This is a genomic window from Cedecea sp. Ae19-4 (genome assembly GCF_059801165.1).
Genome location: NZ_JBCHWG010000001.1, coordinates 1,832,941 through 1,858,259, shown reverse-complemented (window position 1 = coordinate 1,858,259; position 25,319 = coordinate 1,832,941). Strand labels below are relative to the sequence as shown.

General features: G+C 57.6%; 23 protein-coding genes. 15 read left to right on the top strand and 8 right to left on the bottom strand.

The window, feature by feature from the left end; all coding sequences use genetic code 11:
• Positions 1-47 precede the first annotated feature (47 nt).
• Positions 48-1,469 carry an MFS transporter gene (locus tag AAIE02_RS08780; protein WP_008454112.1) on the top strand — a complete coding sequence of 474 codons (1,422 nt, stop codon included), beginning with the start codon at positions 48-50 and terminating at the stop codon, positions 1,467-1,469.
• Here AAIE02_RS08780 and AAIE02_RS08775 read toward each other — a convergent pair.
• Positions 1,433-2,203 carry a helix-turn-helix domain-containing protein gene (locus AAIE02_RS08775; RefSeq protein ID WP_166873171.1) on the bottom strand — a complete coding sequence of 257 codons (771 nt, stop codon included), beginning with the start codon at positions 2,201-2,203 and terminating at the stop codon, positions 1,433-1,435. The genes AAIE02_RS08780 and AAIE02_RS08775 overlap by 37 nt on opposite strands.
• A 97-nt stretch (positions 2,204-2,300) precedes the next feature.
• Here AAIE02_RS08775 and AAIE02_RS08770 point away from each other — a divergent pair, with 97 nt between their 5' ends.
• Positions 2,301-2,861 carry an NADPH-dependent FMN reductase gene (locus AAIE02_RS08770; RefSeq protein WP_166991927.1) on the top strand — a complete coding sequence of 187 codons (561 nt, stop codon included), beginning with the start codon at positions 2,301-2,303 and terminating at the stop codon, positions 2,859-2,861.
• A gap of 301 nt (positions 2,862-3,162) precedes the next feature.
• Positions 3,163-4,821: a malate dehydrogenase (quinone) gene (gene mqo / locus AAIE02_RS08765; RefSeq protein ID WP_336708150.1), complete on the top strand. Its 1,659-nt coding sequence runs from the start codon at positions 3,163-3,165 to the stop codon at positions 4,819-4,821.
• Between the two features lie 86 nt (positions 4,822-4,907).
• On the opposite strand, the gene gap is transcribed toward mqo, so the two are convergent.
• The 5 genes from gap to hutU form a co-directional block, all read right to left on the bottom strand.
• Complete coding sequence (gene gap, locus AAIE02_RS08760) at positions 4,908-5,918, bottom strand: type I glyceraldehyde-3-phosphate dehydrogenase (RefSeq protein WP_498532382.1); 1,011 nt, start codon at positions 5,916-5,918, stop codon at positions 4,908-4,910.
• 78 nt (positions 5,919-5,996) lie between these two features.
• Complete coding sequence (locus AAIE02_RS08755) at positions 5,997-6,977, bottom strand: GlxA family transcriptional regulator (RefSeq protein ID WP_008454121.1); 981 nt, start codon at positions 6,975-6,977, stop codon at positions 5,997-5,999.
• Between the two features lie 40 nt (positions 6,978-7,017).
• A complete protein-coding gene (gene hutG / locus AAIE02_RS08750) occupies positions 7,018-7,815 on the bottom strand; it encodes an N-formylglutamate deformylase (protein WP_498532381.1) in 798 nt (265 codons plus the stop codon).
• A complete protein-coding gene (gene hutI / locus AAIE02_RS08745; protein WP_166991939.1) occupies positions 7,808-9,016 on the bottom strand; it encodes an imidazolonepropionase in 1,209 nt (402 codons plus the stop codon). Before hutI ends, hutG begins: the two co-directional genes overlap by 8 nt.
• A gap of 51 nt (positions 9,017-9,067) precedes the next feature.
• Positions 9,068-10,744, bottom strand: coding sequence for a urocanate hydratase (hutU, locus tag AAIE02_RS08740; RefSeq protein ID WP_008454128.1), 1,677 nt, complete (start codon positions 10,742-10,744; stop codon positions 9,068-9,070).
• 495 nt (positions 10,745-11,239) lie between these two features.
• On the opposite strand from hutU, the gene AAIE02_RS08735 reads away from it, so the two are divergent.
• From AAIE02_RS08735 to AAIE02_RS08700, 8 genes are read left to right on the top strand one after another with little or no spacing between them, the layout of a single operon-like run.
• Complete coding sequence (locus AAIE02_RS08735) at positions 11,240-12,337, top strand: ABC transporter ATP-binding protein (protein ID WP_498532380.1); 1,098 nt, start codon at positions 11,240-11,242, stop codon at positions 12,335-12,337.
• A complete protein-coding gene (locus AAIE02_RS08730; RefSeq protein ID WP_008454132.1) occupies positions 12,334-12,978 on the top strand; it encodes an ABC transporter permease in 645 nt (214 codons plus the stop codon). Before AAIE02_RS08735 ends, AAIE02_RS08730 begins: the two co-directional genes overlap by 4 nt.
• A 3-nt stretch (positions 12,979-12,981) precedes the next feature.
• Positions 12,982-13,662 carry an ABC transporter permease gene (locus AAIE02_RS08725; RefSeq protein ID WP_498532379.1) on the top strand — a complete coding sequence of 227 codons (681 nt, stop codon included), beginning with the start codon at positions 12,982-12,984 and terminating at the stop codon, positions 13,660-13,662.
• 33 nt (positions 13,663-13,695) lie between these two features.
• On the top strand, positions 13,696-14,580 hold the full coding sequence (locus tag AAIE02_RS08720; protein WP_008454135.1) for an ABC transporter substrate-binding protein: 885 nt from the start codon (positions 13,696-13,698) through the stop codon (positions 14,578-14,580).
• A 9-nt stretch (positions 14,581-14,589) separates the two neighbouring features.
• Positions 14,590-16,149 (top strand): HAL/PAL/TAL family ammonia-lyase, encoded by a 1,560-nt coding sequence (locus AAIE02_RS08715; RefSeq protein ID WP_166873211.1) that lies wholly within the window; start codon positions 14,590-14,592, stop codon positions 16,147-16,149.
• Positions 16,142-17,338: a CaiB/BaiF CoA transferase family protein gene (locus AAIE02_RS08710; protein ID WP_498532378.1), complete on the top strand. Its 1,197-nt coding sequence runs from the start codon at positions 16,142-16,144 to the stop codon at positions 17,336-17,338. The genes AAIE02_RS08715 and AAIE02_RS08710 overlap by 8 nt, the downstream gene beginning before the upstream one ends.
• Positions 17,339-17,354: 16 nt before the next feature.
• Positions 17,355-18,248 (top strand): 3-hydroxyacyl-CoA dehydrogenase family protein, encoded by an 894-nt coding sequence (locus AAIE02_RS08705; protein WP_498532377.1) that lies wholly within the window; start codon positions 17,355-17,357, stop codon positions 18,246-18,248.
• Positions 18,241-19,002, top strand: coding sequence for an enoyl-CoA hydratase-related protein (locus AAIE02_RS08700; RefSeq protein ID WP_498532376.1), 762 nt, complete (start codon positions 18,241-18,243; stop codon positions 19,000-19,002). Before AAIE02_RS08705 ends, AAIE02_RS08700 begins: the two co-directional genes overlap by 8 nt.
• 42 nt (positions 19,003-19,044) lie before the next feature.
• Here AAIE02_RS08700 and AAIE02_RS08695 read toward each other — a convergent pair whose 3' ends face one another.
• Together AAIE02_RS08695 and hutC are read right to left on the bottom strand one after the other, a co-directional pair.
• Positions 19,045-19,599 carry a HutD/Ves family protein gene (locus AAIE02_RS08695; protein ID WP_498532375.1) on the bottom strand — a complete coding sequence of 185 codons (555 nt, stop codon included), beginning with the start codon at positions 19,597-19,599 and terminating at the stop codon, positions 19,045-19,047.
• Complete coding sequence (hutC, locus tag AAIE02_RS08690) at positions 19,596-20,357, bottom strand: histidine utilization transcriptional repressor HutC (protein ID WP_008454147.1); 762 nt, start codon at positions 20,355-20,357, stop codon at positions 19,596-19,598. The genes AAIE02_RS08695 and hutC overlap by 4 nt, the downstream gene beginning before the upstream one ends.
• A 107-nt stretch (positions 20,358-20,464) precedes the next feature.
• Here hutC and AAIE02_RS08685 point away from each other — a divergent pair, with 107 nt between their 5' ends.
• The 4 genes from AAIE02_RS08685 to AAIE02_RS08670 all read left to right on the top strand — a co-directional run bounded on the left by AAIE02_RS08685 (position 20,465) and on the right by AAIE02_RS08670 (position 25,166).
• Positions 20,465-21,832, top strand: coding sequence for a formimidoylglutamate deiminase (locus AAIE02_RS08685; RefSeq protein WP_498532374.1), 1,368 nt, complete (start codon positions 20,465-20,467; stop codon positions 21,830-21,832).
• Between the two features lie 92 nt (positions 21,833-21,924).
• Positions 21,925-22,632 (top strand): SDR family oxidoreductase, encoded by a 708-nt coding sequence (locus AAIE02_RS08680; protein ID WP_336818155.1) that lies wholly within the window; start codon positions 21,925-21,927, stop codon positions 22,630-22,632.
• An 87-nt stretch (positions 22,633-22,719) separates the two neighbouring features.
• Positions 22,720-24,183 (top strand): hypothetical protein, encoded by a 1,464-nt coding sequence (locus AAIE02_RS08675; protein ID WP_498532373.1) that lies wholly within the window; start codon positions 22,720-22,722, stop codon positions 24,181-24,183.
• Between the two features lie 104 nt (positions 24,184-24,287).
• Positions 24,288-25,166 (top strand): cycle-inhibiting factor, encoded by an 879-nt coding sequence (locus AAIE02_RS08670; protein WP_498532372.1) that lies wholly within the window; start codon positions 24,288-24,290, stop codon positions 25,164-25,166.
• Positions 25,167-25,319: the final 153 nt, after the last annotated feature.

The window sequence follows — 25,319 nt, the reverse complement described above, 5'->3', positions numbered from 1 at the left end:
TTCAGGGATCCTACGTCGGTATCCTGAACTATGCAATGGAGTCCCTGATGAATAATTCGCCTGTTTCACCCGGTCGCGCAGGCCTGGTGCTGCTGTTGACGGGCCAGATGTTGCCGTTAATCGACACCTCTATCACCAACGTGGCGCTGGACTCGATCACCCAGTCCCTCGGCACCACGCCAACCCAGCTTGAACTTATTGTGGCACTTTACGGCGTTGCCTTTGCCGTCAGCCTGGCGGTGGGCAGCAAGCTGGGGGATAACCACGGCCGACGCAGAACGTTGCTCTGGGGCGTGGCCCTGTTCGGTATTGCTTCTTTCCTGTGCGGGATCTCCGGCTCGGTCACTGAGCTGCTGGCGGCCCGGACCCTGCAAGGCGTCGGGGCGGCGCTAATCGTGCCGCAGATCCTTGCCACGCTGCACGTGACGCTCAAGGGTACCGCTCACGCCCGCGCCATCAGTCTGTACGGCGGTATTGGTGGGATCGCTTTTATTATCGGCCAGATGGGCGGCGGCTGGCTGGTGTCGGCGGATATTGCCGGGCTGGGCTGGCGAAACGCATTCTTTATTAACGTACCCATCTGCCTGTTGGTGCTGGTGCTGAGCCGGTTTTATATTCCTGAAACGCGCAGCGAAAGCCACTCGCGTATTGACTGGCAGGGCACCGTCACGCTCGCGCTGGTGCTGTGTTGCCTGCTGTTCCCGATGGCGCTTGGCCCCGAGCTGCACTGGCCATGGCCGATGCAGCTGATGCTGGTGGCGACATTGCCGCTCGGTTATCTGATGCGCGTTGGGGCGCTTAACCAACAGCAGCGGGGGCTACAGCCGCTGTTGCCACCAAGACTGCTTAAGCTGGGCAGCATAAGGTTTGGCCTGCTGATCGCGCTGTTGTTCTTTACCTGTTGGTCGGGCTTTATGTTCTGCATGGCGCTGACGCTCCAGTCGGGCATGGGAATGGCGCCGTGGCAGTCCGGGAACAGCTTTATTGCCATGGGCATTTCGTATTTTGTCTCAGCGTGGTTTGCGCCGAGGCTTATCGTGCGCCACTCGCTAAGCACGATTCTGCTGAGTGGGATTGCTATCCAGGTGGTTGGCCTGTTGGGGCTGATATTTACGCTCTGGCACTTTGGCACCCACGCAGGCCCGCTGGCTATTGCCCCGGCGACGCTGGTGGTGGGCTACGGCCAGGCGCTGATTGTGAACAGCTTCTACCGCATCGGGATGCGCGATATCGACCTGAACGATGCCGGGGCAGCAAGCGCCATATTAAGCACCCTGCAGCAGTCTGCGCTGGGGCTTGGCCCTGCGGTCCTCGGAGCATTGTTCCTGCATCTGCAGCACCAAAGCGGGGATTACTCCGTGGCGATGATCGGTTTCCTGGCGGCTGAAATCGTGATGATGCTGGCGCTGGCGGTTGCCGCCGTCACCCGCCGTCAGCTTTTATCTGGGGTGAAAGTCTCTTTAAGATAACGCCCCGGCGGCTGGCCGATAATTCGGGTAAAGGCAGTGGTAAAGCTGCTGGCGCTTTGATAGCCCATATCATAGGCCACCTGAGTTATCGGCTCGCCGTTAACCAATTTCTCCACCGAACTGATAATCCGCATTCTTTCCCGCCAGCGGGTAAAACTCATCCCGACTTCGCTTTCGAAGAGGCGGCCTAATGTTCTGGGGCTGATGAAGGCAACGGCGGCCAGCTGCACCAGCGTTTTATTGCAGGCCGGATCTTCCCGCAGCAGGCTGGTGATTAGCCTCAGCCGCTTATCTTTACCCTCAGGCACAAACAGATCGGTTTTCAAAACTTGCTTGCGCAACTGGAAGTGCAGCAGTTGCGCAATGAGCTCAAGTTGCGCGCCCGAATCGACGTGGTGTTGAATCGCTAAGGCTTCTTTGGCCAGTTCCGTTAGCAGGTTAGAGGCGACGATAAGCGAGCTATTTTCCGGCAATTGCAGCTCAAATCCTTGCCTGAAACGCAAATTGATCAGCCGCGAACGCTCGGTGTAAAGCGCCCGGTGTAGCAGGCCAGGCGGCACCCAAATGCCGTTACCAGGCGTAGCCAGCCACCAACCTGTTTCGTTTTGCAGACGAAGAGTGCCTTCCAGCGTCACGCTTAACTGGCCGTGTATATGGCGGTGAAACGTCACATCGTCACCCCGGTGATGGGCCATGTCGGAAGCAGCGATAGCCACGGATAGGGCATCTGGCATGTTGGCACTCCTGCGAAGTGTTTTGGCGGATTAGCGAAAGAATTATCTCATTCTTTTTCTGATAATGCATGCATCGAGAAAATTAGAGGAGAACAAGATGAAAACATTACGCTTCGTAGGTATCGCCGGTAGTTTGCGGGTAGATTCCGCTTCCCGTGCATTGCTCAACAGCATTGGTGAAATGTTGCCTGAGCAGAGTCATTTTAGCGTGCTTGATATTGGCGCCATGGAACATTACTGCCAGGATCTGGAAAAGGGGGAATTACCGGAGCCGGTGGTAAGCGCCCGCCGGTTAGTGGCTGAGGCCGATGCGGTGATCATTACGGTACCGGAATACAATCACGGCATGCCCGGCGTACTCAAGAATGCGCTCGACTGGCTGTCTCGGCCGGTCAGAGCCAGCTGTATGCTGGGAAAATATGTCTTTTTCGTTTCGCAGTCGACCGGCGCGCTTGGCGGCGTCAGGGCGCAATACCAGCTGCGGGAAACGCTGGCTTCAATGCTGTGCAATATGGTGCCGCTGCCGGAGCTGGCGGTCAGCTTCGCGAATCAGAAATTAGAGAACGGGCGTTTAATTGATTCAGCCACGGCGGCGTCTATTCGTACCCAGCTTGCCGTCTTTATTAAGGCGGTAGAGCAGAATAGCACAAACCGTTAACGACGGATTTATCGCCTTATATGGCAACAAAATAAGGATAAAATCCATACATGTGTGTGGATTTTTTTTGCCAATAACATCCCGATAACTAAGCGAATTACCGCTAATAATACCCGAAATACAGGATGTATTATTCGGCGGTGTTATTTTTATAATATTTGATTTTATTTGGTTTTTTTAATTAAAAAAATTATTGGCATTAATTGTATGGATTAATCAGGATGTGAATGAGATTTTAAAATATCGTGAAAGTGGGTTAACATAGATTTACTTCATTCACCTGCGATGCAATAGAATTATTATGCCTGCAATGAAAAAGACAATTATTTCTCTGACAACACTGGCGTTATTCGTCAGCTCTGCTAGCTACGCTAACGCGGATTCCACGCAAAAAACCGACTTCCTGCTGATTGGCGGCGGTATTATGAGCGCCTCTCTCGGGACGTGGCTCCAGGAGTTGCAGCCGGACTGGAAACAGGTCATGGTTGAGAAGCTTGACGGCGTGGCGCTTGAGTCCTCGAACGGCTGGAATAATGCCGGTACCGGGCACTCGGCAAATATGGAACTGAACTATACGCCGGAGCGCCCGGACGGTTCTATTGATGTCAGCAAAGCGCTGGAAATTAACGAACAGTTTATGATTTCCCGCCAGTTCTGGTCCGCACAAATTCAGCGCGGTATTTTGAACGACCCGCATTCGTTTATTAATTCCACACCGCACATGAGTTTTGTCTGGGGCGATAAAAACGTTGAGTATCTGACCAAGCGCTATGCCGCGCTGCAGAAAACCACGCTGTTCCAGGGGATGAAATTCTCCACCAACCACGAGCAAATTAAACAGTGGGCTCCGCTGGTGATGGAAGGGCGCGACCCAAATCAAAAAGTGGCGGCGACCTGGACGCCAGTAGGGACCGACGTTAACTACGGTGAAATTACCCGCCAGCTGATCGGCAGCCTGAAAAAAAGCCCGAATTTCTCCCTGCAGACCTCTTCTGAAGTCACCGACTTCAAACGCAACGGCGATAATTCCTGGCACGTCACCATCAAAGACGTCACCAGCGGCAAAGAGCACGCCATCGACGCGAAATATGTCTTTATCGGGGCTGGCGGCGGTGCACTGAAACTGCTGCAGGAAACCGGTATTCCGGAATCGAAAAACTATGCCGGTTTCCCGGTGGGTGGCTCCTTCCTGATGACCGAAAACCCGGCGGTAACCAGCCAGCATCTTGAAAAAGTGTATGGTCAGGCCTCCGTGGGCGCACCGCCGATGTCCGTGCCACACATTGATGCCCGCTTTATCGACGGCAAGCGCGTGGTGCTGTTCGGGCCGTTCGCGACCTTCTCTACCAAATTCCTGAAAAACGGCTCTTTCTTTGATCTGCTGAGCACCACCACCACCAGCAACTTTATGCCGATGACCGACGTAGGTCTGGATAACTTTGACCTGGTGAAATACCTGATTGGTCAGGTGATGCTGAGTGATGAAGATCGCTTTGAAGCGCTGAAAGAGTACTACCCGCAGGCGCGTAAAGAAGACTGGAAACTGATTCAGGCTGGCCAACGCGTGCAGATCATCAAAAAAGATGAAAACAAAGGCGGCGTCCTGAAGCTCGGTACCGAAGTGGTTGTTGACCAGCAGAAAACCATTTCTGCTCTGCTGGGCGCATCCCCAGGCGCGTCTACCGCGGCACCTATCACGCTGAACGTGCTGAAGCAGATGTTCCCGCAGCAGTTCAACTCGCCTGAGTGGCAGAGTAAGATCCGCGCTGTTGTGCCAAGCTACGGCCAGGAGATGAACGGCAACGCGGCGCTGACGCAGAAAGTGTGGGATGACACCGCGGCCACGCTGCAGCTGACCAAACCGCCGGTCATTCAAATGAACGACCAGAGCGCAACCCCGGTAGCAAAACCAGCAGAAGCGAAAGCGGACGCGGCTACCCAGCACGACATGGCGCTGTAAGTTAACGCCTCAGCCAGCCGCTGTTACGACAGAGGCAATGATAAAAAAAGCCAGCCGCAAGGCTGGCTTTTCTCTTTCAGCTGCCGTTACAGCCCGCGTTTATCCATCAGCAGGGCAAGGTCAACCAGGCGGTTAGAGAAGCCCCATTCGTTGTCGTACCAGGCCAGGATTTTCACCAGGTTACCGCCAATCACCAGGGTCGAAAGCCCGTCAATAATCGAAGATCGCGGGTCACCCTGATAGTCGCTGGAAACCAGCGGCTCATCGCTGTAGCCCAGAATGTCTTTCAGCGGGCCAGCTTCAGCGGCTTTGCGGAACGCGGCATTCACTTCTTCCGCCGTGACATCGCGTTTGAGCGTCACGGTTAAATCAACGATAGACACCACTGGTACAGGCACGCGCAAAGAGTAGCCTGTCAGGCGACCGTCAAGCTCGGGGATAACCCTGCCGAGGGCTTTAGCCGCGCCGCTGGAATATGGCACAATCGATAGCGCTGCCGCACGTGCGCCGCGCAAATCTTTTTCCGGCTGGTCGTGCAGCGCCTGGCTGTTGGTGTAGGCGTGAGTCGTGTTCATCAGGCCGTGTTCAATGCCGAATGCCTGATGCAGTACCTGCGCGGCAGGGGCCAGGCCGTTGGTGGTACAGCTGCCGTTGCTGACCACAAAGTGTTTCTGCGGATCGTAACTTTCGTGGTTCACGCCCAGCACGATAGTCAGATCGTCGTCTTTGCCTGGGGCAGAAATGATCACGCGTTTTGCGCCGCCGTGGGTGATGTGAACTTCAGCTTTTTCGCGGCTGGTGAAGAAGCCGGTGGCCTCGATAACGACATCTACGCCGACCTCACGCCATGGGATCTGCGCCGGGTCTCTTTCGCTGAAAACGCGAACCGGCTTGCCGTCAACGTGGAGCAGCCCTTCGGAGGCTGCCACTGGCGCAGGCAGTTTACCCATCAGCGAGTCGTGTTTTAACAGGTGCGCAAGGGTTTTGCTGTCCGTCAGATCGTTGATGGCCACGATCTCAATATTGGGGTTACCCAGGGCAGCGCGCAGCACGTTACGTCCGATTCGGCCAAAACCATTAATCCCGACCTTAACCATGATTCACTCCTTCTCTTGAATGTCTGAGGTCAGAGTAGGCGCAGAGTGAAATGGCGTAAATGACAAAAAAGGATCAATTCATGCCAACTTCCGGCAGTGGAAGCGCTCGCGGTATTCCCCCGGCGTGAGGTGAAGCTGGCGCTCAAAGACGCGGCGCAGGTTAATGGCGGTGCCAAAGCCCGAGGCGCAGGCGACCCGCTCCAGGGTGTCGTTCGACTGCTCAAGATGATGGCGGGCGGCGGCCAGCCGGGCTTCTTCCACATAGCGGGCGGGCGTGACGCCGGTTTCACGGGTAAAGACGCGGGTAAAATTACGCGGACTCATGGCGACCCGTTCCGCCAGTTTTTCCACCGATAAATCCTCCGCCAGGTTATCCAGCAGCCAGTCCTGGAGCTGACTTATCGGCCCGGTATTGGCCGCCTGGCGCAGATGATAGCGGCTAAACTGTAGCTGACCGCCGGGGCGATGGAGGTACATCACCAGATCCTGGGCCACATCCCGCGCGAGGGTAAAGCCGTAATCCGCCTCAACTAACGCCAGCGTAAGGTCAAAGCCGGAACTCACGCCGCCGGAGGTCCACACCGGGCCGTCCTGAATATACAGAGGGCCGCCTTCCACTTTGATTTGCGGCCACCTGGCCTGCATCTCTTCCAGCATTCGCCAGTGGGTGGTTGCCCGGCGGCCATCCAGCAGCCCGGCGCGGGCCAGCAGCATCGCACCGCCGCACACGGAGGCAATGCGCTGAGTATTTGGCGCGGCGCGGCATAACCAGTCGACCACCGCGCTGCCTTCAGGTTCGCTCTGGCCTTTGCCGGTGATCATGATGGTGTCGCGGGGCTCATTGGGGTCAAGGTCGGCCAGCCTGTGGTCAGCCAGCAGGTTCAGGCCGGACATGCCGTGCACGACGTGATGAGGTTGAGTGGTGGCGATACTGATGCGGTAGCGAGGCTCGGTCAAGGCGTCCGCATGCAGTCGGTTAGCCTGCATCAGAATATCGGCGATACCGGCGGCTTCGAACAGCATGCCGCCGTCAGGAACAATTATCAGGATCGTTTTCATGTCCTGAAAAGTACGCTTTCAACAAATTAAGTCAAGTGGGCTAGCCGTAATGCCGCTGTCCCCAGGCCAGGGCGGTTTCAATCAGTCGGGCTAGCACCTGCTGGAATTGCGCGCCCTTATCGTCTGACCAGGCAAAACTCTCTTCATCCATGTAGCAACACTGCGCCACTTCCAGCTGTACCGCATGGATATTTTGCTGTGGCGCACCGTAATGGCGCGTGATGTACCCGCCCTTGAAGCGCCCGTTCAGCACTTTGCTGTAGCCGTTGAAATGCTCGCTGGTTTTTAACAGTTCAGTGCTGAGTACCGGATCGCAGCTGGTGCCGTCTGCGGTGCCGAAGTTAAGATCCGGCAGGCGGCCTTCGAACAGGCGAGGTACCACGGATTTGATGGAATGCGCATCCCACAGCAGCGCATAGCCAAAGGTTTCTTTCAGCCTTGCCAGTTCCTGGGCCAGCGCCTGATGATAGGGCTGCCAGATGTTGGTCAGGATATCTGCTCTGGCCTGCACATCGGGGGATTTTCCCGCCTCGAACAGCGGTTCACCGTCGAAAAAAATGTCCGGGTAAAGCCCGGTAGTGGCGGTGGTGTACAGCGGCTTATCATCCGACGGGCGGTTCAAATCCACCACGTAGCGGGAGTAGTTGGCGCTGAGTATGCTGGCACCCATCTCGCGTATCGGCTGATAAAGTTTGGGAATATGCCAGTCGGTATCTTCCAGTTTTTTGGCCCGCGCCGTCAGCCCGTTTGCCACTTCCGGCGTTAACTGTGTACCGGGATGCGGCATGCTGATCAGCAGCGGCAGCTTGCCCTGATAAAGCTCAAAGCCCTTAATCATTCCACACCTCTTTACCTTGATAGATAACCTGTTTGGAGAGCGTGCCGCCCAGCCAGTAGCTCAGCTCGGCGGGATGGTCTATTTCCCAGGCAACAAAGCTGGCTTCTTTCCCGGCTTCAAGAGTGCCCGTTTTCTCACCGATCCCGAGTGCGCGCGCCGCATTCAGCGTCACGCCAGCAAGCGCTTCTTCCGGCGTCAGGCCAAACAGCGTGCAGGCCATATTCATCATCAGACGCAGGGATTGCACCGGGGAGGTGCCCGGGTTCAGATCGCTGGAAATGGCTATTGGCACATGATGTTTACGCAGCAGCGCCACCGGCGGCTTCTGCGTTTCGCGCAGGAAGTAAAATGCGCCGGGCAGCAGCACGGCGGTTGTACCGTGTTTTGCCATCAGCGTAATATCGTCCTCGCAGAGATATTCCAGATGGTCGGCGGAAAGCGCATTGTGGCGGGCTGCGAGCCCCGCGCCATGCAGCAGCGAAAGCTGTTCGGCATGAAGCTTAACCGGCAGGCCCAGCTCATGGGCTTTCACAAAGACGCGCTCAACCTGCGGCACGGAAAAGGCCAGGTGTTCACAGAAGGCATCGACGGCGTCAACCAGCCCTTCGCGATGCAATTCCGGTAACCAACGTTCGCAAACGTCGGTGATAAAATCGTCGCTGCGGTCTTTGTATTCCGGGGGCAGGGCGTGTGCAGCCAGGCAGGTACTGTAAATCGTCAGCGGCAGACTTTGTGCCAGCTGGCGGACAACGCGCAGCATTTTGCGCTCGTCGTCAAAGCTGAGGCCGTAGCCCGATTTCACTTCCAGAGTCGTCACGCCGTCTTTACGCAGCGCATTGATACGGCGACTGGCGCTTGCCAGCAGCTCGGCTTCGCTGGCCTGACGCGTGGCCTTCACCGTGCTGGCTATCCCGCCGCCGGCTGCGGCAATATCCGCGTAGGTGGCCCCGTTCAGGCGCATCTCAAATTCCTGGCTGCGGTTGCCGCCGAACACGCTGTGGGTGTGGCAGTCGATAAGGCCGGGGGTGACGAATTTACCCTGAAGGTCGCGTTCTTCGTCGTGGGGCTGGTTGGGACGCTGGCTTTCGGGGCCAACCCAGGCAATTTTCTCGCCTTCGGTCAGCAGCGCCGCATCTTCGATAATATTGTACTTGCCGCTGACCATGGTGGTGATGCGGCAGTTACGCCATAAAATCCGCATAAGATCTCTCTCATCAGGACGGGGCACGACGAAAGCCGCGCCCCAGGGGAACTACTTCGCCAGCATTGGCAGGTTCAGGCCGTGTTCTCTGGCGCACTCAATAGCAATATCATAGCCCGCATCCGCGTGGCGCATCACGCCGGTGGCCGGGTCGTTGTTCAACACGCGAGCAATACGCTCCGCCGCTTCGTCGGTACCGTCGCAGACGATAACCATGCCGGAGTGCTGTGAGAAGCCCATGCCGACGCCGCCGCCGTGGTGCAGGGAAACCCAGGTCGCGCCGCTGGCCGTGTTCAGCAGGGCGTTCAGCAGTGGCCAGTCGGACACGGCATCGGAGCCATCCTGCATCGATTCGGTTTCGCGGTTGGGGCTTGCCACCGAGCCGGAATCAAGGTGATCGCGGCCAATGACGATAGGGGCGGACAGCTCGCCGCTTCTGACCATTTCGTTAAACGCCAGGCCCAGTTTTGCGCGCTGGCCGAGGCCGACCCAGCAGATACGCGCCGGCAGGCCCTGGAAGCTAATGCGCTCTTTGGCCATGTCCAGCCAGCGGTGCAGGTGCTTGTCGTCCGGGATCAGCTCTTTGACTTTGGCATCGGTACGGTAGATATCTTCCGGGTTGCCGGAGAGTGCGGCCCAGCGGAAAGGCCCGATCCCACGGCAGAACAGCGGGCGAATATAGGCCGGCACAAAGCCCGGGAAATCAAAGGCGTTGCTGACGCCCATCTCTTTGGCCATCTGTCGGATGTTGTTGCCGTAATCAAAGGTAGGGATGCCCTGCTGCTGGAAGGCGAGCATCGCTTTCACGTGCTCCGCCATGGACGCTTTCGCTGCCTGAGTGACCACCGCAGGCTCGACGGCTGCGCGCTCGCGATACTCTTCCCAGCTCCAGCCAACGGGCAGGTAGCCGTTGAGCGGGTCGTGGGCGCTGGTCTGATCGGTAACCATGTCCGGGCGCACGCCGCGCTTCACCAGTTCAGGCAGAATTTCTGCCGCATTACCGTGCAGGGCAATAGAAACAGCTTTCCCTTCGCCGGTGTAGCGTTTGAGGCGGTTGAGGGCGTCGTCCAGATCTTTAGCCTGCTCGTCGACATACCCGGTGCGCAGGCGGAAGTCGATGCGCGACTGCTGGCATTCAATGTTCAGTGAACAGGCACCGGCAAGGGTAGCGGCCAGCGGCTGCGCGCCGCCCATGCCGCCGAGACCCGCGGTGAGCACCCAGCGCCCGGTTAGCGAGCCGTTGTAGTGCTGGCGGCCTGCTTCCACGAAAGTTTCATAGGTGCCCTGCACAATGCCCTGGCTGCCGATGTAGATCCACGACCCGGCGGTCATCTGGCCGTACATCGCCAGGCCTTTGGCGTCCAGCTCATTGAAGTGTTCCCAGTTGGCCCAGTGCGGCACCAGGTTAGAGTTGGCAATCAGTACGCGAGGGGCGTTGGCGTGGGTTTTAAAGACGCCAACCGGCTTGCCGGACTGCACTAGCAGGGTTTCATCGTCATTCAGGGCTTTAAGCGCTTCGACCATTTTGTCGTAGCACTCCCAGTTTCTCGCCGCCCGGCCAATGCCGCCGTAAACCACCAGTTCTTTCGGGTTTTCAGCCACATCCGGATCGAGGTTATTCATCAGCATGCGCAGCGGGGCTTCCGTCAGCCAGCTTTTGGCATTCAGCTTCGTGCCGCGTGGCGCCCTGATTTCAACATCACGATAACGAGAAAACTCACTCTTCATGGGGTTCACCTTGTTTTGAGATAACGGGGAAAGTGCTCACGAAAAATACCATGTCATCTTTTCGTTTGCTTGTATATACATGATTAGCACATTTGGTGCCAGGCACGAAAAACATTTTATTGTTCTTTTAAATCAACATATTAAATAATCAATGATAAGTAGTTACATCATATATTGTTTCTTTTTCGACCTCTTGCGCACCATTTTGGCGCTCTTTACAAAGAGATTGATCCTTTTTGGGGCAAAAATAGCAGTTCAGATAGCTGGCAAATCCCCCGGAAGGCACCGTTTAATCCTGATAAAAATCACGGATTGATCACACTTAAAATTTAATAAATTCATTATTTATTTGTTTTTAAACAATAAATTTGATTGTTTTTAATGTTGCGTATTTGTTATGGCACAGGCTTTGCACATTGTACATACAATGCTATACATAGCTTTTTTACGCAGCCGTTCATTTCTTCGGCAGCCAGATGACCATGAGGCGTAGCGATGATTACTTTCAACAATGTGACCAAGTTTTATGACGACGGCACGGTCGTGGTGGATGGACTGAATCTCACCGCACCCGGCGGCAAGATCACCGTGCTGGTAGGCCCTTCCGGTTGTGGGAAAACAACGTCACTGCGCATGATTAATCGGCTGATTGAGCCGTCTTCCGGCGACATTCTGCTTAACGGCGAATCCACCTCCGCCATGGACGTGGTGCAGCTGCGCCGCCGTATTGGCTACGTTATTCAGAATGCGGGCCTGTTCCCGCATCGAAACATCATCGACAACATTGCTACCACCGCGATCCTCAACGGCATGCCTAAGGCTAAAGCCCGTGCGCGAGCGGGGGAACTGCTGGAAGTCGTCGGCCTGGCCCCGCAGCTGGCCAAACGCTATCCGTGGCAGCTTTCCGGCGGCCAGCAGCAGCGTGTCGGGGTTGCCCGAGCGTTGGCCGCTGACCCGGAGTTCATGCTGATGGATGAACCCTTTAGCGCCGTGGACCCGGTGGTGCGTGACCAGTTGCAGGAGGCGTTTCTCCGCATTCAAAAGGAAGTGAGTAAAACCATCATTATGGTGACTCACGATATTGATGAGGCGATGAAGCTGGGCGATCTGGTCGCGGTCCTGAAGCCCGGCGGCAAGCTGGGGCAGATGGCATCCCCGGGTGAACTGCTTAACGCCCCGCAGAGTGATTTTGTCGCCGACTTTATTGGCCGCGACCGCGGCTATCGCAAGCTGAGTTTCTACAATTCCGGGCCGCTGGCCTCAATGCAAACGGAGCCTACCGCCGAAGTTGGTACGCCTATTGATATGGCTCGCAACATTGCGGTGCAGCGCTGGCTGCTGGTCACCCGCGAAGGCAAAGCCTGCGGCTGGTTTGATACGCATCAGCAGGTTGAGGCCGTGGTGCCGGAGCACATTAATCTGGGCGCCACCTTCTTCCCGCAAACCGGCACGCTGCGCCAGATGCTTGACTCTGCGCTCAGCTCGCCGTGCCACCGGGCGGTGGTGATTGGCGAGCGGGCAGAAGTGCTGGGGACGCTGGGGCTGGATCACGTCCTGGATGCCTGCAAGTCGATGGCGCGGGAGGCGGTATGAGATTTGACTGGCTGTGGGCGCAGAGCGACAAAATTTTCCATTTGCTGCTGTGGCATCTCTACCTTTCGGTGACGCCGATCCTGATTGGTCTGCTGCTGGCCATTCCGGCTGGCTGGCTGGTGAGCAGTATGCCGCGCGTGAAGGGCGTCATTCTTAACCTGTTCGGGCTGCTGTACACCATCCCGTCTCTGGCGCTGTTTGTGCTGCTGCCGCCGCTGCTCGGCACGCAGATCCTCGACCCGATCAACGTGGTGGTGGCGCTGACAATTTATAGCTTTGCGCTGCTGGTCAGAACCGTGTGCGACGGGCTGGATTCAGTACCCACCGACACCCGGCAGTCCGCCTTTGCCCTCGGCTACAAACCGGTGCACCAGTTTTTCCAGGTTGATTTGCCGCTGGCGGTGCCGGTGATTGGCTCCGGGATGCGGGTTGCCGTGGTGTCTAACGTCAGCATCGTTTCCGTCGCCGCGCTGATCGGTGCCCCGCAGCTCGGGTCGCTGTTTACCCAGGGGTTTCAGCTGCAGTTTCTGACACCGATTATTGCCGGCATCGTGCTGTGTATCGTGCTGGCTTTCGTGCTCGACTGCGTGGTTGTGGCCGTCACCCGCTCATTAAGCCGCTGGCAGCCAACAAGGGGATAAAGTATGTCTGACTGGTTCTTTACGCTCAGCCACTGGTATGGCGATGACGGTATTCTTCCGCTGCTGGCGCAGCATATCGGCTACAGCGCGGTGGCACTGGCGATAGCGATAGCCATTGCGTTTCCGGTGGGCTGTTACACCGGCCATACCGGCAAAGGGGAGGCGCTGCTGATTGGCACCACCAACGCGCTGCGCTCCCTGCCGTCGTTTGGCCTGATTATCCTGCTGGTTATTCTGATGGCAGGCTACTTCGAGTCCGACATGGCCTTTATTCTGCCATGCATCATCGTGCTGGTGGTATTAGCCCTGCCGCCGATAGCGCTGGGCGTGCATGCGGGGATTCGCTCCGTTGACCCCAGCGTGCACGACGCCGCCAAAGGCATCGGTCTGACGCCGTTCCAGGTGCTGACTCAGGTGGAGTTACCCTGCGCCACGCCGTTGATTCTGTCCGGCATTCGCAGCGCCACGCTGCAGATTATCTCTACTGCTACCATCGCGGCCTACGTCTCCCTTGGCGGCCTGGGGCGGTTGATTATCGATGGCCGTGCGGCGAACGATTTTGCTCAGATGACCGCTGGCGCGGTGCTCGTTGCCATTCTGGCGCTGCTCGTAGATGTGTTCTTTTCCCTTTCGGTGAAGTACGTGGTGTCCCACGGCATTTCCCGACGTATCAAAACCAAGTGATGTTGAGCCCGTTAATTACACAAGGTGAAAGCGATGAATATGAAGAAACGTTGTTTGACGCTGTTGAGTGCCGCGATGCTGTCCGTTGTTTCCTCCGCGTGGGCGGCAGATGCGGGGCAGAAGGTAATTATTGGCTCGGCTGACTTCCCGGAAAACCAGCTGCTGGCGACGATTTACGCCGGGGCGCTGGAAGCACAGAACATCCCGGTGGAGAAGAAGCTCAACATCGGCAGCCGCGAAGTTTACATTCCGGCCCTGCTGGACGGCTCCATTAATGTTATCCCGGAGTACAGCGGCGCGCTGCTGAGCTACCTGGATGCCAAGAATACGGCGCACAGTTCTGACGAAGTGGCGACCGCGCTGGCGGCGAAGCTGCCGGCCAAAGTGAAAATGCTGAATACCTCCGTGGCGCAAAACAGCGACGTTATCGCCGTCACCAAAAAAACGGCGGATAAATACAACCTCAAAACCATTGAAGACCTGAAGCCTCACGCGGCGGAGCTGATTCTGGGCGGCCCGGCCGAATGGAAAACGCGTCACGAAGGCGTGCCGGGGCTGAAAGAAGTGTATGGCCTGAACTTCAAGAGCTTCAAAGTGCTGGACGTGGCTGGCCCGCTGACGCTGACCGCGCTGAAGAACAACCAAATTCAGGCGGCGGATTTAACCTCAACCACGCCGGAAATTCAGAAAGACCATCTGGTGGCGCTGGCCGATCCGAAAAACCTGTTTGCGGCGCAAAATATCGTCCCGATTGTGGCCACTACTACGCTGAATCCGACGATTGAGGGCACGCTGAATAAAGTCTCGGCTCAGTTGACCACCGCGGATCTGATCGCCATGAACGGGCAGCTTGCGGAATTTGCCAGCATTGATGACGTGGCGCATCAGTGGCTGGTTAAACATGGTCTGAGCAAGTAAGGGCGAACGATGACAAGACAAACTGGCTCCACCGCACGTTCCCATGAAACCGTCACCTTAGGCAGGGCGCAAACCACCATTGACGAGCTGGTACGCATTGCCGACGGGGCGCCGGTCGAACTGGCCCCCGAAGCCCTGGCGAATATGAACCACGTCAGCGGCTATATTCGACGGGCAATAGATGAGGGGCAGGTGATCTACGGCCTGACCACCGGGGTAGGCGACCTGGTGACGGAGCGCCTTTCCGCCGACCAAATCGCCAGCGTGCAGCTCAATATGCTGCGCAGCCACGCCTGCGGGATGGGGCCAGATTTGTCCGTGCGTGAAGTGCGCGCCATGATGGCGGTAATGCTGAAGTCGCTGCTGCAGGGGTATAGCGGCGTCAGCGCCGAGCTGGCGACACGCATGGCCGAAATGCTTAACCGGCAGGTGACGCCATGGTCACCGGCCAGCGGCTCGGTCGGCTATTTAATTGCGACGGCGCATATCGGACTGTCTCTGTTTGGCGAGGGGCAGTGCTGGTATCAGGGCGAGCTTCTGCCGTCCGCCGAAGCTTTGGCAAAAGCGGGGATTGCTCCCCGAGTGCCTGGCCCGCGCGAAGGCCATGCGCTGATCAGCGGCACCTACGAAATCACCGGCCTGGCGTGCCTTGCCGTGCATGATTTTGAGCGGCTGCTGCCGGTGGCGGACATGGCCGGCGGTATGTGCCTTGAGGCGCTGAAGGGCAATACTCGTGGCTATGATGCCCGTCTGCACGCCCTGCGTCCGCACGATGGGCAGCAGAAAACCGCCGCGATTCTTCGCCGGTTACTGAGCGGCAGCGAGATCTTTGCCCGCTACCGCGACCATCGGGTGCAGGATGCGCTCAGCCTGCGCTGCATTCCGCAAATTCACGGCGCGGTGCGCGACCAGCTCGCCCATTGCCGTCAGATTGTGACTATCGAACTCAATTCGGTGACCGATAACCCGGTCTTCCTTATCGAAGAAGATGCGCTGGTTATTCTGCCCGGTGGCAACGGGCACGGTGCGCCGCTGGCGCTGGCGCTGGATTCTCTGGCCGTTGCCATTGCCCAGGTCAGCACGGCGTCCCAGGCGCGGTCGGATCGTATTACCAACGTGCACCTGAGCGGCCTGCCTGCCTTTCTGGTGGGCAGAAGCGGCGCGAACTCCGGGATGATGATCCCGCCTTACGTGGCCGCCGCGCTGGCGGGGGATAACCGCAGCCTGGCCGCGCCGTCGAGCGTGCATACCGTCACCACCTGCGCCGGGCAGGAAGACCATATCAGCATGGGCGTTTCTTCGGCGCGAAAAGCCATGCTGGCGGTGAGCAACGCGGTGGATATCGTTGCCATCGAGCTGCTGTGCGCCAGCCAGGCGCTGGAGTTTCACCGCCCGCTTCGCGCCTCGGTTGGCGCGGAGTTAACGCTGAGCATGGTGCGCGCCCGTGTGCCATTCCGTGAGACAGACACGGCGCTTTACCCGGATATGCACGCCGTGCGCGATTTGATTGCTGAGGGTGAGCTGAGCCAACGGCTGCTCGCCCTGGTTGAGGAGTCCGAACATGAGTGAAGCTTTGCAACCGCTGAAAGGCGTCAGAGTGCTTGATTTATCCCGTGTGCTGGCCGGCCCGTGGTGCGCCTCGCTGCTGAACGATCTCGGGGCGGAAGTCATCAAGATTGAGATGCCGGGCAGCGGGGATGACTCCCGTAGCTTCACCCCGCACATCGGCGGGGAAAGCAGCTACTTCATGCAGCTTAACCACGGCAAGAAAAGCGTCACTCTGGATTTAAAGGCACCGGAGGGGTTAGCCATTCTTAAGCAACTGGTGGCGCAGGCCGATGTGCTGGTGGAGAACTTCCGTCCGGGCGTAACCAAACGCCTCGGCATCGACTACGCGACGCTGCAGGAAATCAACCCACGGCTGGTTTACGCCAGCATTTCCGGGTTTGGGCAGCACGGGGCGATGGCACACAAAGCTGCCTACGACCATATCGTGCAGGCCTACGGCGGCATTATGCAGGTCACCGGCTGGGCGGAAGGAGAGCCAACACGCGTCGGCGATGCCATTGGGGATGTTGTGGCCGGGTTGTACGGCAGTTGGGCTGTGCTCGCGGCGTTGCTGCAGCGCGGGATCAGCGGCAAAGGGCAGCATCTTGATGTGTCGATGCTCGACACGATGGTGACGATGCAAATGGTTTCCCTGACCCAGTGGATCGGCGGGCAGCCTTCCGCCGGGCGGCTGGGCAACGCGCACCCGATTAGCGCCCCGATGGACAGCTATCCGGCGCAGGATGGCCACATTGTCATTGCCGTCGCCAACGATAAACTTTTCCGCCAGCTTTGCTCGGCGATGAATAAGCCCGAACTGACAAGCGATCCACTGTATCTCACCGATCCGCTACGCCTGGCGAACCAGCGGCCACTGCGGGAAGAAATTGAGCGCTGGCTGGCGGATAAAACGGTGAACGATGCTCAGGCCATTCTGGACCATGCGGGCGTCCCTGCTTCTGCCGTGCTGCGTCTCGACCAGATTCTGACCAGCGACTATGCGAAGGAACGTGAACTCGTTAAGCAGGTGACGCACCCGACGGCAGGCACCATCTCTATTGTTCCGCAGCCGGTGAAAATGAGCGCCATGCAGGCCGAGCCCGCGCTGGTGCCGCCTGGGCTGGGTGAGCATACGGCCAGCGTGCTGCGAGAATTACTGGCTATCGACGAGGCAACGCTGGCGCAGCTCAAGGCGCAGGGCGTCATTTAACCGGCGGAGAACGAAAATGGTGCAAATAAATAAAGTGGCGGTGGTCGGGGCCGGAACGATGGGCGCGCGCATCGCCGTGGTGATGGCGCGAGCGGGCTACCGCGTTAGCCTGTGGTCGCGCTCTGAGCCGACGCTCGATAAAGCGCGGACTATTGTGGCATCGCTCGGCGCTGGTGAAGCCGTAGAGTTCACCACCTCCTTTGAGACTTGCCTGAGCGACGCCGACCTGGTGTCCGAGAACGTTGCCGAAGACGTGGCGCTCAAACAGCGCGTGCTGAGGGATGTCGAGCGCCTGGTGAGTGAGCATTGCGTTATCACGACGAACACTTCAAGCGTGTCTATTACGCTGCTGGCCTCGGCCTTGAGCCAGCCGCAGCGGCTGATCGGTATGCACTGGTTTAACCCGGCGGATACCATGCCGATGATCGAGATTGTGCGCGGGGCACAGACCGGGGATGACATCTGCCAGCGCGTGCGGGACATCTGCCAGCACCTGAGGAAAGAGACTATCGTCGTCAACCGGGATATTCCGGGTTTTATTATCAACCGGCTGCAGTACGCGATGCTGCGCGAGGCGCTTTACCTGGTGGATGCCGGAATCGGCTCCGTAGAGGATGTTGACCGCGCGGTGCAGCGCACGCTGGCGCCCCGCTGGGCGGCGATGGGGCCGATGAAGCTAATGGATTTTGCCGGGCTGGATACGGTAGAGAAAGTGGCCGGTATTTTACTGCCCGAATTGGATAACAGCGCTGAACTCCCGGTGTGGCTGAAAGCCAAAGTGGCCGACGGTAAGCTCGGCGTGAAAAGCGGGGAGGGCTTCTATGCGTGGACCGCAGAGACCGCCGCAGCTGGAATGCGCCACCGGGATGAAATCGTCAGGCAGCTAACCGGGGGAGAGAAGCATGAGTGATATCCTTTCTCACGTTGATGGCGCGGTTGCGGTGGTGACGCTCAATCGGCCACAGAAATACAATGCGCTCACGGCTGAAATGCTTGATGAGCTGCTCGGCGTCTTAACCGAGCTGGACGGGCGACCGGACGTCAGGGCGATCGTTTTGCTTGGCTCTCCCAAAGCGTTTTCTGCCGGGGCGGATACCGGCACGCTGGCGTCTGCTTCGGCGACAACATTATGGCGCAGCGGATTCAGCGAGAAGTGGGACCAGGTGGTGAGCATTGAAACGCCGCTGATTGCCGCCGTGTCTGGCTACGCCCTCGGCGGTGGCCTGGAGCTGGCGCTGCTGTGCGACATTATTATCGCCGATTCAAGCGCCGTCTTTGGCCTGCCGGAAAGCCACATCGGGATTATCCCCGGGGCGGGCGGGACGCAGCGGCTGGTGCGTGCCGTGGGCAAATCGCTGGCGATGGACATGCTGTTAAGCGGCAGAAGAATTGACGCGCAGGAAGCGCTGCGTGCCGGGCTTGTCAGCCGCGTGACGGACTCGCTGGAAGAGCAGGCTTTAGCGCTGGCGACTCAGGTGGCAAAAGCCGCGCCGCTTGCCGCGATGATGATCAAAAAAGCCGTGGCGGCCAGCTACGAAATGCCGCTGAGTGCGGGCGTGGCCTACGAGCGATCGCTCTCTGCGTTAATTGCCGACAGCGAAGACCGGGCGGCGGGGCTGGCGGCGTTTAAAAATAAGCAATCGCCCGAGTTTAAGGGGCGATGAAGTGAGATAACGCTGAAACCGGCAGCCAGTCTGCCGGTTTTTTTATGCCGAAAGGGTGACGCGAGCGAAAAGGGAAGAGGCCGCAGAAACCACGCTGACCGTGGCCGGGGCGCTCATCAACAGGCTGTCGTAGTGTTGTAATACCTGGCGTTCACCGTTGACCTCAACCTCCAGAACGTCACCGGCATTAAATAGCAGCTGTGTACCCTGCTGGTGTTTCCAGGTGCCTTCCCGCAGCCAGCTTACCGTGGCTCGCGTGCTCTCTGCTTTATAGATGACGTTAAAGTCCAGCAGCGGCCCGCCGACAATCGCACAGCTGACTTCGCTGTCGCCGCTAAAATCCGTGGCCTGGAACGGTGGAATCAGCGGGCTTTGTTCGCCGTCGACGGTGAGATACATACCTTCGCCTTCCAGCACGCTGATATTGCGCAGATAGCCTGAAAAAAGAGAGAAGGGGCCGTCCTGGCGGATGGTCGCCACCGAAATGCGCCAGGCGTAGTTATCCGTCGCCGGGAAACGATAAATTTCCCGCGTCACGCCCTGGCCGTTTTTCCAGAGCATTTCCGGGCACTGCTCGTAGGGCAGAAGCTGGATCATTTGTGCATGCTTCCTTCGAGGCGGTAGCGTGAACCCGGGTAAACCAGGCGCACGCTGGTGACGATTTTTTTGTTCTGGCGGCCGGTCCAGGTGCGACGATTGACCTGCAGGCAAGGCGTGTGCTCGTCGATTTCCAGATACGCGCACTCTTCGCGAGGCACGTTTACCGCCTCAATAATATGCTCACCTTCAACGATGGGCGCGATGGACGAGAGATAGGCGTTGGGCGTGATACGGGTGAAATCCTGCTGGAAGTAATCCGGCACGATCAGCGAGTTCACCAGGCGGTCTTCCAGCATCACCGGCACGCCGTTTTCGTAGTGGCAAATCAGCGAATGGAACAGGCGGCTGCCCTTGGGTAAATTGAAGGCCATGGCCTGCTGCGCGTCGGCATACACCTGGGTTAGCTCCAGCACGCGGGCGTGATGACGGTGGCCGCGGCTGGCAATTTCGTCGGCAATATTATTGATTTCGAGCAGCGCGGACTGCCCGCGCACTTCGGCGACGAAAGTCCCGATGCCCTGCATACGCACCAGCAGACCTTCGGCGGTCAGTTCACGCAGGGCGCGGTTGATGGTCATGCGGCTGTAGCCAAACTGATTCACCAGTTCACTTTCGGAGGGAACCCGGTAGTTTACTGGCCATAATCCACTATGAATATTGGTCTTAATAATGATTTTGACCCTTTCATAATAGGGGGCCGGCTGGTCCAGATTGTCGGTCTCTGCCGCTGCTTTAAAAACGTCGTTTTGTGCCATTCATCATTCCTCGCCCGGGTATCCTTTAAAGTTTACTCTACCCCTATTTGGATGTATATATACATGCATGTATATACAATTGATTAACATCGAACCGGGGTGCTGATATGGCGGTATATTTCGCGGCAAAAGCGCTTCTGCCGCAGGGCTGGGCGGAAAATGTCAGAGTGGGCGTTTCGCCCGAGGGCGTCATTCAGTCCGTGGTCGCTGACAGCGTGCCGGATGAAGGCGATATTCGCCTGGACGGCGTTGTTGTGCCGGGGATGCCGAACCTGCATTCGCACGCTTTTCAGCGGGCGATGGCGGGGCTGACGGAAGTCGTTGGCGACCCGGCAGACAGCTTCTGGACGTGGCGCGATCTAATGTATCGCCTGGTGGGCAAAATCACCCCGGAACAACTGGAGACCATCGCCAGCTATCTGTATATCGAAATGTTAAAAGCCGGCTATACCTCGGTGGCCGAGTTTCACTATCTGCATCACGATGTGGACGGCAAAGCCTACGCGCAGCCTGCGGAACTGGCGCTGCGCGTGGCTCAGGCTGCAAAAAACGTCGGCATTGGCCTGACGCTGCTCCCGGTGCTATATACGTATTCCGGTTTCGGGGGGCAGCCCGCATCGTCGGGACAGCGTCGCTTTATTAACGACACCGACAGCTACCTGAAGCTGTATGACAGCATTGCCACAGCGCTTGCCCCGGAGCCGATGCAGCGCGCTGGGTTGTGCTTCCATTCGCTGCGTGCCGTGACGCCGGAACAAATGCATCTGGTGCTGTCCAGCCAGCCGCAGCCTCAGCCGGTGCATATTCATATTTCCGAGCAGCAGAAAGAGGTGGCGGACTGCCTCGCCTGGTCCGGGCTGCGTCCCGTCGAGTGGCTGTATGACAATATGCCCGTCGATGATCGCTGGTGCCTGATTCACGCCACCCACATCACCGAAAGCGAAACGCGACTTATGGCTGATTCCGGCGCAGTTGCCGGGTTGTGTTTGACCACCGAAGCGAATCTCGGGGACGGCATTTTCCCCGGGCAGGCGTTTTTGCAGCAGGGCGGCAACTGGGGCATTGGCTCCGACAGCCATATCAGCGTCAGCGTTAGCGAGGATTTACGCTGGTTTGAATACGGCCAGCGGCTGAATAACCGCCGCCGCAATTTGTTGCACCTTGAAACGGAGCCTTATGTCGGCAACGTGCTCTACCAGGGGGCGCTACACGGCGGGCGCATGGGGCTGGGGCAAAACATTGGCGAGCTGGCCGTAGGGGCGCGGGCCGACTGGCTGGTGCTGGACGGGGACGATCCGTTCCTGGCGACAGCGAAAGATAGCGAGCTGTTGAACCGCTGGATTTTTGCCTGCTCTTCTAACCCAATCAAAGACGTTGTGACCGGCGGGAAATGGGTAATACGAGAAGGGCGGCATGAGAAAGACGCAGAGATCAAAGCGGACTTCGCGCAGGTGTTGAAGCAGCTAACGCGTTAGTTACCCGATGAAAATGCATATCCGCTATTGAGCTATCCGCCTCCGGGCTTTCAGGTTTTAATGCTGGCCTGCAAGTTCACGAGGAGAAAATCATGGCCAATGCACGTTATGCTATTTTGGGCGGCAGCTCTGGTATCGGGCTGGCGCTTGCCCGAAAGCTGACGTCTCGCGGAGACAGCGTCCTTATCGGCGGACGATCGGGGGAAAAACTGCAGGCGGCATTAGCTGAGCTTGGCCAAAATGCCGCAGGTAAAACGGTGGACGTGACCGACCGCCTGTCTCTCCGGGCATTCTTTTCGGATGCCGGGCCGCTGGCTGGGTTGTTTACTCCGGCGGCCTCTTATCAAACTGGCGATTTTCGCGATGGCGATGCCGCCACGTCCGAAGCGCTGTTTCAGGCCAAATTCTGGTCACAGTATTGGGCCGTCTATGAGGCGCTTCCTAATCTGCATACTTCCTCTGCCGTGGTGCTGATGTCCGGTGCCGCTTCTGCCCGCCCCATTGGTGCGCCCGCCTATGCCGCCTGTAACGCGGCGCTTGAGGGACTGGCCCGGGGCCTGGCGGTGGAGCTGAAGCCGGTGCGGGTCAACTGCCTGTCGCCGGGTACCACCGACAGCGAACTTTGGCGTAGCCGACCGGCCGAAGTGCGTGAATCTACCTACCAATATTGGAACAGTCTGGCGTTAAATGGTCGCCCAGGACACGTAGATGAACAGGCCGCAACGGCACTTTTTCTACTGGATAATCATAACATTACAGGCAGTACAATTTATTGCGATGGCGGCTATACGCTGCGGTAGGCACGTTTGTCCGTGGGTGCTTTCGCACTCAAGTTAGCCCCGCCCGGGCCGATATTTTTTGCAGACCAACAATATGGGATGAATTAAATGACAGGTCCGATTGGCAGCATTGGCGTTTCTGTTCCCTCGATGGGGGCAAATATTGCGGCAAAGGTTAAAGCTCCGGTGGTCCCCGCCCCGGCGATCCAGGCCTCAACGCGCGTTACCCTCAGCGGAGCGAGCGACAGCATCAGCGCCGTTTATTCGTTCGGTGCCCAAAAGCTTCGGGCGAATACGCCCGCAGGCAACAGCAGTTTATCCGCGCTGATGGGGGCAACCCTTTCGCAGCCGGGTTCTGTCTCGTTTCAGGGGCTGGGTAAAGAGCTTCTGCTGGCGCTGAAAGATAATCCGAAAGGTTTCTCTCTGGCGGTTGCCTCGCCTGCGGCCGCCGCCGTAGAGGGCGACGTTGTGCAGGACAAAGACAGCGCTGTCGCGCTGAATATCGAGACAAAGAGCGGCGTAAAGGTCAGCATTTCGTTATCCCGCCAGTCTGAAGGCCTGGTCGCGCAAGTTCAGACCAGCGGCGGCGATCTGACCGACGATGACGTGGCGGCGATCTCGGGCCTGGCGGATGGCTTCCAGAACGTGCTTGATGGCCTGTCGCAGCAGCCACCGGCGATAAAAATTGGCGGACTGCTCAACGTTGATAGCAGGCTGTTCAAGTCCGTGGAGCTGAACACCGATGTCAGCCAGGCCGGCAGCTCAATTCAGTCTCTGAGTTTCCAGAGCGACAGCGCTCGGCGCACGCTCAGTTATAAAGACGGCGACGCCACGTTTAACCTGACGACCGACCTCAGTAACGCGGGGACATTGGGCAGCAAAAGTCAGCAGGTCCAGGCGCTTTCCGCCTATGAGAAACAGCTCGACGGAGCCGGATCCCGCGGCCATGCGAACAAAGCCCAGCTTGCCCTGTTTAAAAGCGCCTTCCACGCGCTGAACAGCGATTATGGCTCTAACGAATCGAAAACCAGTGGGATACAGCAAAGCATCACTGTTTCTGCAGAAGATAAAGCACGCTCTTACTTGAGCGGGCTGGCTGATTTTACCGCGTCCTTTAAACAGTCGGACGTCGCCTCAAACCCTTACAAGTCCGAGGAAAAAGACAGTTTTTCCTATGACTTTAGCCAGACCACTCAGGGCAGCACCGATACCCGGGGTGACCTGAGCAAGCTGGCTCAGAGCACAAAGGCGAGCCTCAAGGCCAGCTATCATGAGTCGCTGGTCTCGGGCGGAAAATTGGACCTCACGGGACTGAAATCCTCACAAAATTATACTTATCATGTGATTAGTGAAGAAACGTCGACCCAAACAACGCTGGCGTTCAAAAAGGGCAATCTGGCGAGCGTGGAAACCAGCCGCGCGACCCATAACGCCGAATATGTTCAGACTTACGTTGCGGCGCGTTTGACCGATGAGAAACGCACCCCGTTTGATAAGGAAGAGACGAAGAAGGTCAATCTCCTGGCGGATAATGTCAATCTGAAATCAACCAATCCATTGAATCTGAAATAATCCTGCTACCCACGCTGCGGCGTGGGTTTTTTACCTCTGTCGGGGAACCGGCTCGCCGGCGTTACCACTCAGCCTCAATTGCCCAACGAGTGGAATACCCTCCGATGAGAAACATCCTTAATACTTTCCGTCCTACACAGTCCGATCCTCGCCTGCAGGCGCAAAGCGGCCATTCAAGCCGCACCGCCAGAACGTCGGCCACAGCATCGTCGTCCCGCAACGTGAATAACCCGTCCACACGGTTGGTGCAGGATTTCGCGAAGCTAAGCGGCAAAAACCTGAGGGCCAACGTGCTGCTTAACAGCGATGATAATTCGGTACCTATTCACCATAAAAGCCCGTCGGCGCTGCTGAAAGCGATAGACGATAATATTTCAAATACGGCCAGAGAGTGGGGGATGCCTAAGCATGAAGTTGAGGCGATGCTGGGCAGCAGCAAGCGCATTAACGAGCCTGTTTGCGGCGTTACGGCGAATAACGTGATGAAGCTTTTCCTCGACACCGACCATTTCAGCTACGCTTTTGAACACGGGCGAACAATGTCGTTACCCCAGCTTCAGCAACAGCTTGCCAATTTACCCGCCCACAAACACTTTATTTTGCGCGTGAATGACGCAGGCATGGGCCATGCTTACGTGATTGATCTCCCGGCCAGCACAAAACCAAGGCGCGATGCGTTTCTGTATCAGTCGGATTTAGGGGAAGGGGCGACTCGCCCGCTGCGTCTTGACGACTGGATGAGCAAGAAAGCTGCACAGCCGGTTTCGCTGAACGATATCAATACGCATTTTATGAACATGGCGCACGGGCGAATCGATCCGGGGCATATTGCTAAGCTGTTCGACGTCGACAGTAACCCGAATATGCTGCGCCAGGAGCGCCTGGATCTACAAAGGAATCAAGGTTTTAATTTTCAGCTGGCGGAATACGACCCGGCGAATCTGGAGAAAAACGTCTCGGCGATTAAAGCCCGATGCGGCTAAGTATTTGCCGCCGGTAGCAGGGAATAAATTCACGTTTAATGTGGATTTATTCCGCTTTGTCGCCAGAGAAAAAGCGGCCTTTTGGCGAGTCGGGGCTGGACTAACTCAATGTGATCTCTATCATGTCGGGGTCACTACAGAACAAGAGAACGT

Excerpts from the sequence above, each read along its gene's own strand:
- AAIE02_RS08770 (WP_166991927.1), top strand. The coding sequence starts at position 2,301 with ATGAAAACATTACGCTTCGTAGGTATCGCCGGTAGTTTGCGGGTAGAT.
- mqo (WP_336708150.1), top strand. The coding sequence starts at position 3,163 with ATGCCTGCAATGAAAAAGACAATTATTTCTCTGACAACACTGGCGTTA.
- AAIE02_RS08705 (WP_498532377.1), top strand. The coding sequence starts at position 17,355 with ATGGTGCAAATAAATAAAGTGGCGGTGGTCGGGGCCGGAACGATGGGC.
- AAIE02_RS08720 (WP_008454135.1), top strand. The coding sequence starts at position 13,696 with ATGAATATGAAGAAACGTTGTTTGACGCTGTTGAGTGCCGCGATGCTG.
- hutU (WP_008454128.1), bottom strand. The coding sequence starts at position 10,744 with ATGAAGAGTGAGTTTTCTCGTTATCGTGATGTTGAAATCAGGGCGCCA.
- AAIE02_RS08685 (WP_498532374.1), top strand. The coding sequence starts at position 20,465 with ATGGCGGTATATTTCGCGGCAAAAGCGCTTCTGCCGCAGGGCTGGGCG.
- AAIE02_RS08775 (WP_166873171.1), bottom strand. The coding sequence starts at position 2,203 with ATGCCAGATGCCCTATCCGTGGCTATCGCTGCTTCCGACATGGCCCAT.
- AAIE02_RS08735 (WP_498532380.1), top strand. The coding sequence starts at position 11,240 with ATGATTACTTTCAACAATGTGACCAAGTTTTATGACGACGGCACGGTC.
- AAIE02_RS08675 (WP_498532373.1), top strand. The coding sequence starts at position 22,720 with ATGACAGGTCCGATTGGCAGCATTGGCGTTTCTGTTCCCTCGATGGGG.
- AAIE02_RS08695 (WP_498532375.1), bottom strand. The coding sequence starts at position 19,599 with ATGATCCAGCTTCTGCCCTACGAGCAGTGCCCGGAAATGCTCTGGAAA.
- hutI (WP_166991939.1), bottom strand. The coding sequence starts at position 9,016 with ATGCGGATTTTATGGCGTAACTGCCGCATCACCACCATGGTCAGCGGC.
- AAIE02_RS08710 (WP_498532378.1), top strand. The coding sequence starts at position 16,142 with ATGAGTGAAGCTTTGCAACCGCTGAAAGGCGTCAGAGTGCTTGATTTA.
- AAIE02_RS08680 (WP_336818155.1), top strand. The coding sequence starts at position 21,925 with ATGGCCAATGCACGTTATGCTATTTTGGGCGGCAGCTCTGGTATCGGG.
- hutC (WP_008454147.1), bottom strand. The coding sequence starts at position 20,357 with ATGGCACAAAACGACGTTTTTAAAGCAGCGGCAGAGACCGACAATCTG.
- AAIE02_RS08715 (WP_166873211.1), top strand. The coding sequence starts at position 14,590 with ATGACAAGACAAACTGGCTCCACCGCACGTTCCCATGAAACCGTCACC.
- AAIE02_RS08725 (WP_498532379.1), top strand. The coding sequence starts at position 12,982 with ATGTCTGACTGGTTCTTTACGCTCAGCCACTGGTATGGCGATGACGGT.
- gap (WP_498532382.1), bottom strand. The coding sequence starts at position 5,918 with ATGGTTAAGGTCGGGATTAATGGTTTTGGCCGAATCGGACGTAACGTG.
- AAIE02_RS08670 (WP_498532372.1), top strand. The coding sequence starts at position 24,288 with ATGAGAAACATCCTTAATACTTTCCGTCCTACACAGTCCGATCCTCGC.
- AAIE02_RS08755 (WP_008454121.1), bottom strand. The coding sequence starts at position 6,977 with ATGAAAACGATCCTGATAATTGTTCCTGACGGCGGCATGCTGTTCGAA.
- AAIE02_RS08730 (WP_008454132.1), top strand. The coding sequence starts at position 12,334 with ATGAGATTTGACTGGCTGTGGGCGCAGAGCGACAAAATTTTCCATTTG.
- hutG (WP_498532381.1), bottom strand. The coding sequence starts at position 7,815 with ATGATTAAGGGCTTTGAGCTTTATCAGGGCAAGCTGCCGCTGCTGATC.
- AAIE02_RS08700 (WP_498532376.1), top strand. The coding sequence starts at position 18,241 with ATGAGTGATATCCTTTCTCACGTTGATGGCGCGGTTGCGGTGGTGACG.
- AAIE02_RS08780 (WP_008454112.1), top strand. The coding sequence starts at position 48 with ATGAATAATTCGCCTGTTTCACCCGGTCGCGCAGGCCTGGTGCTGCTG.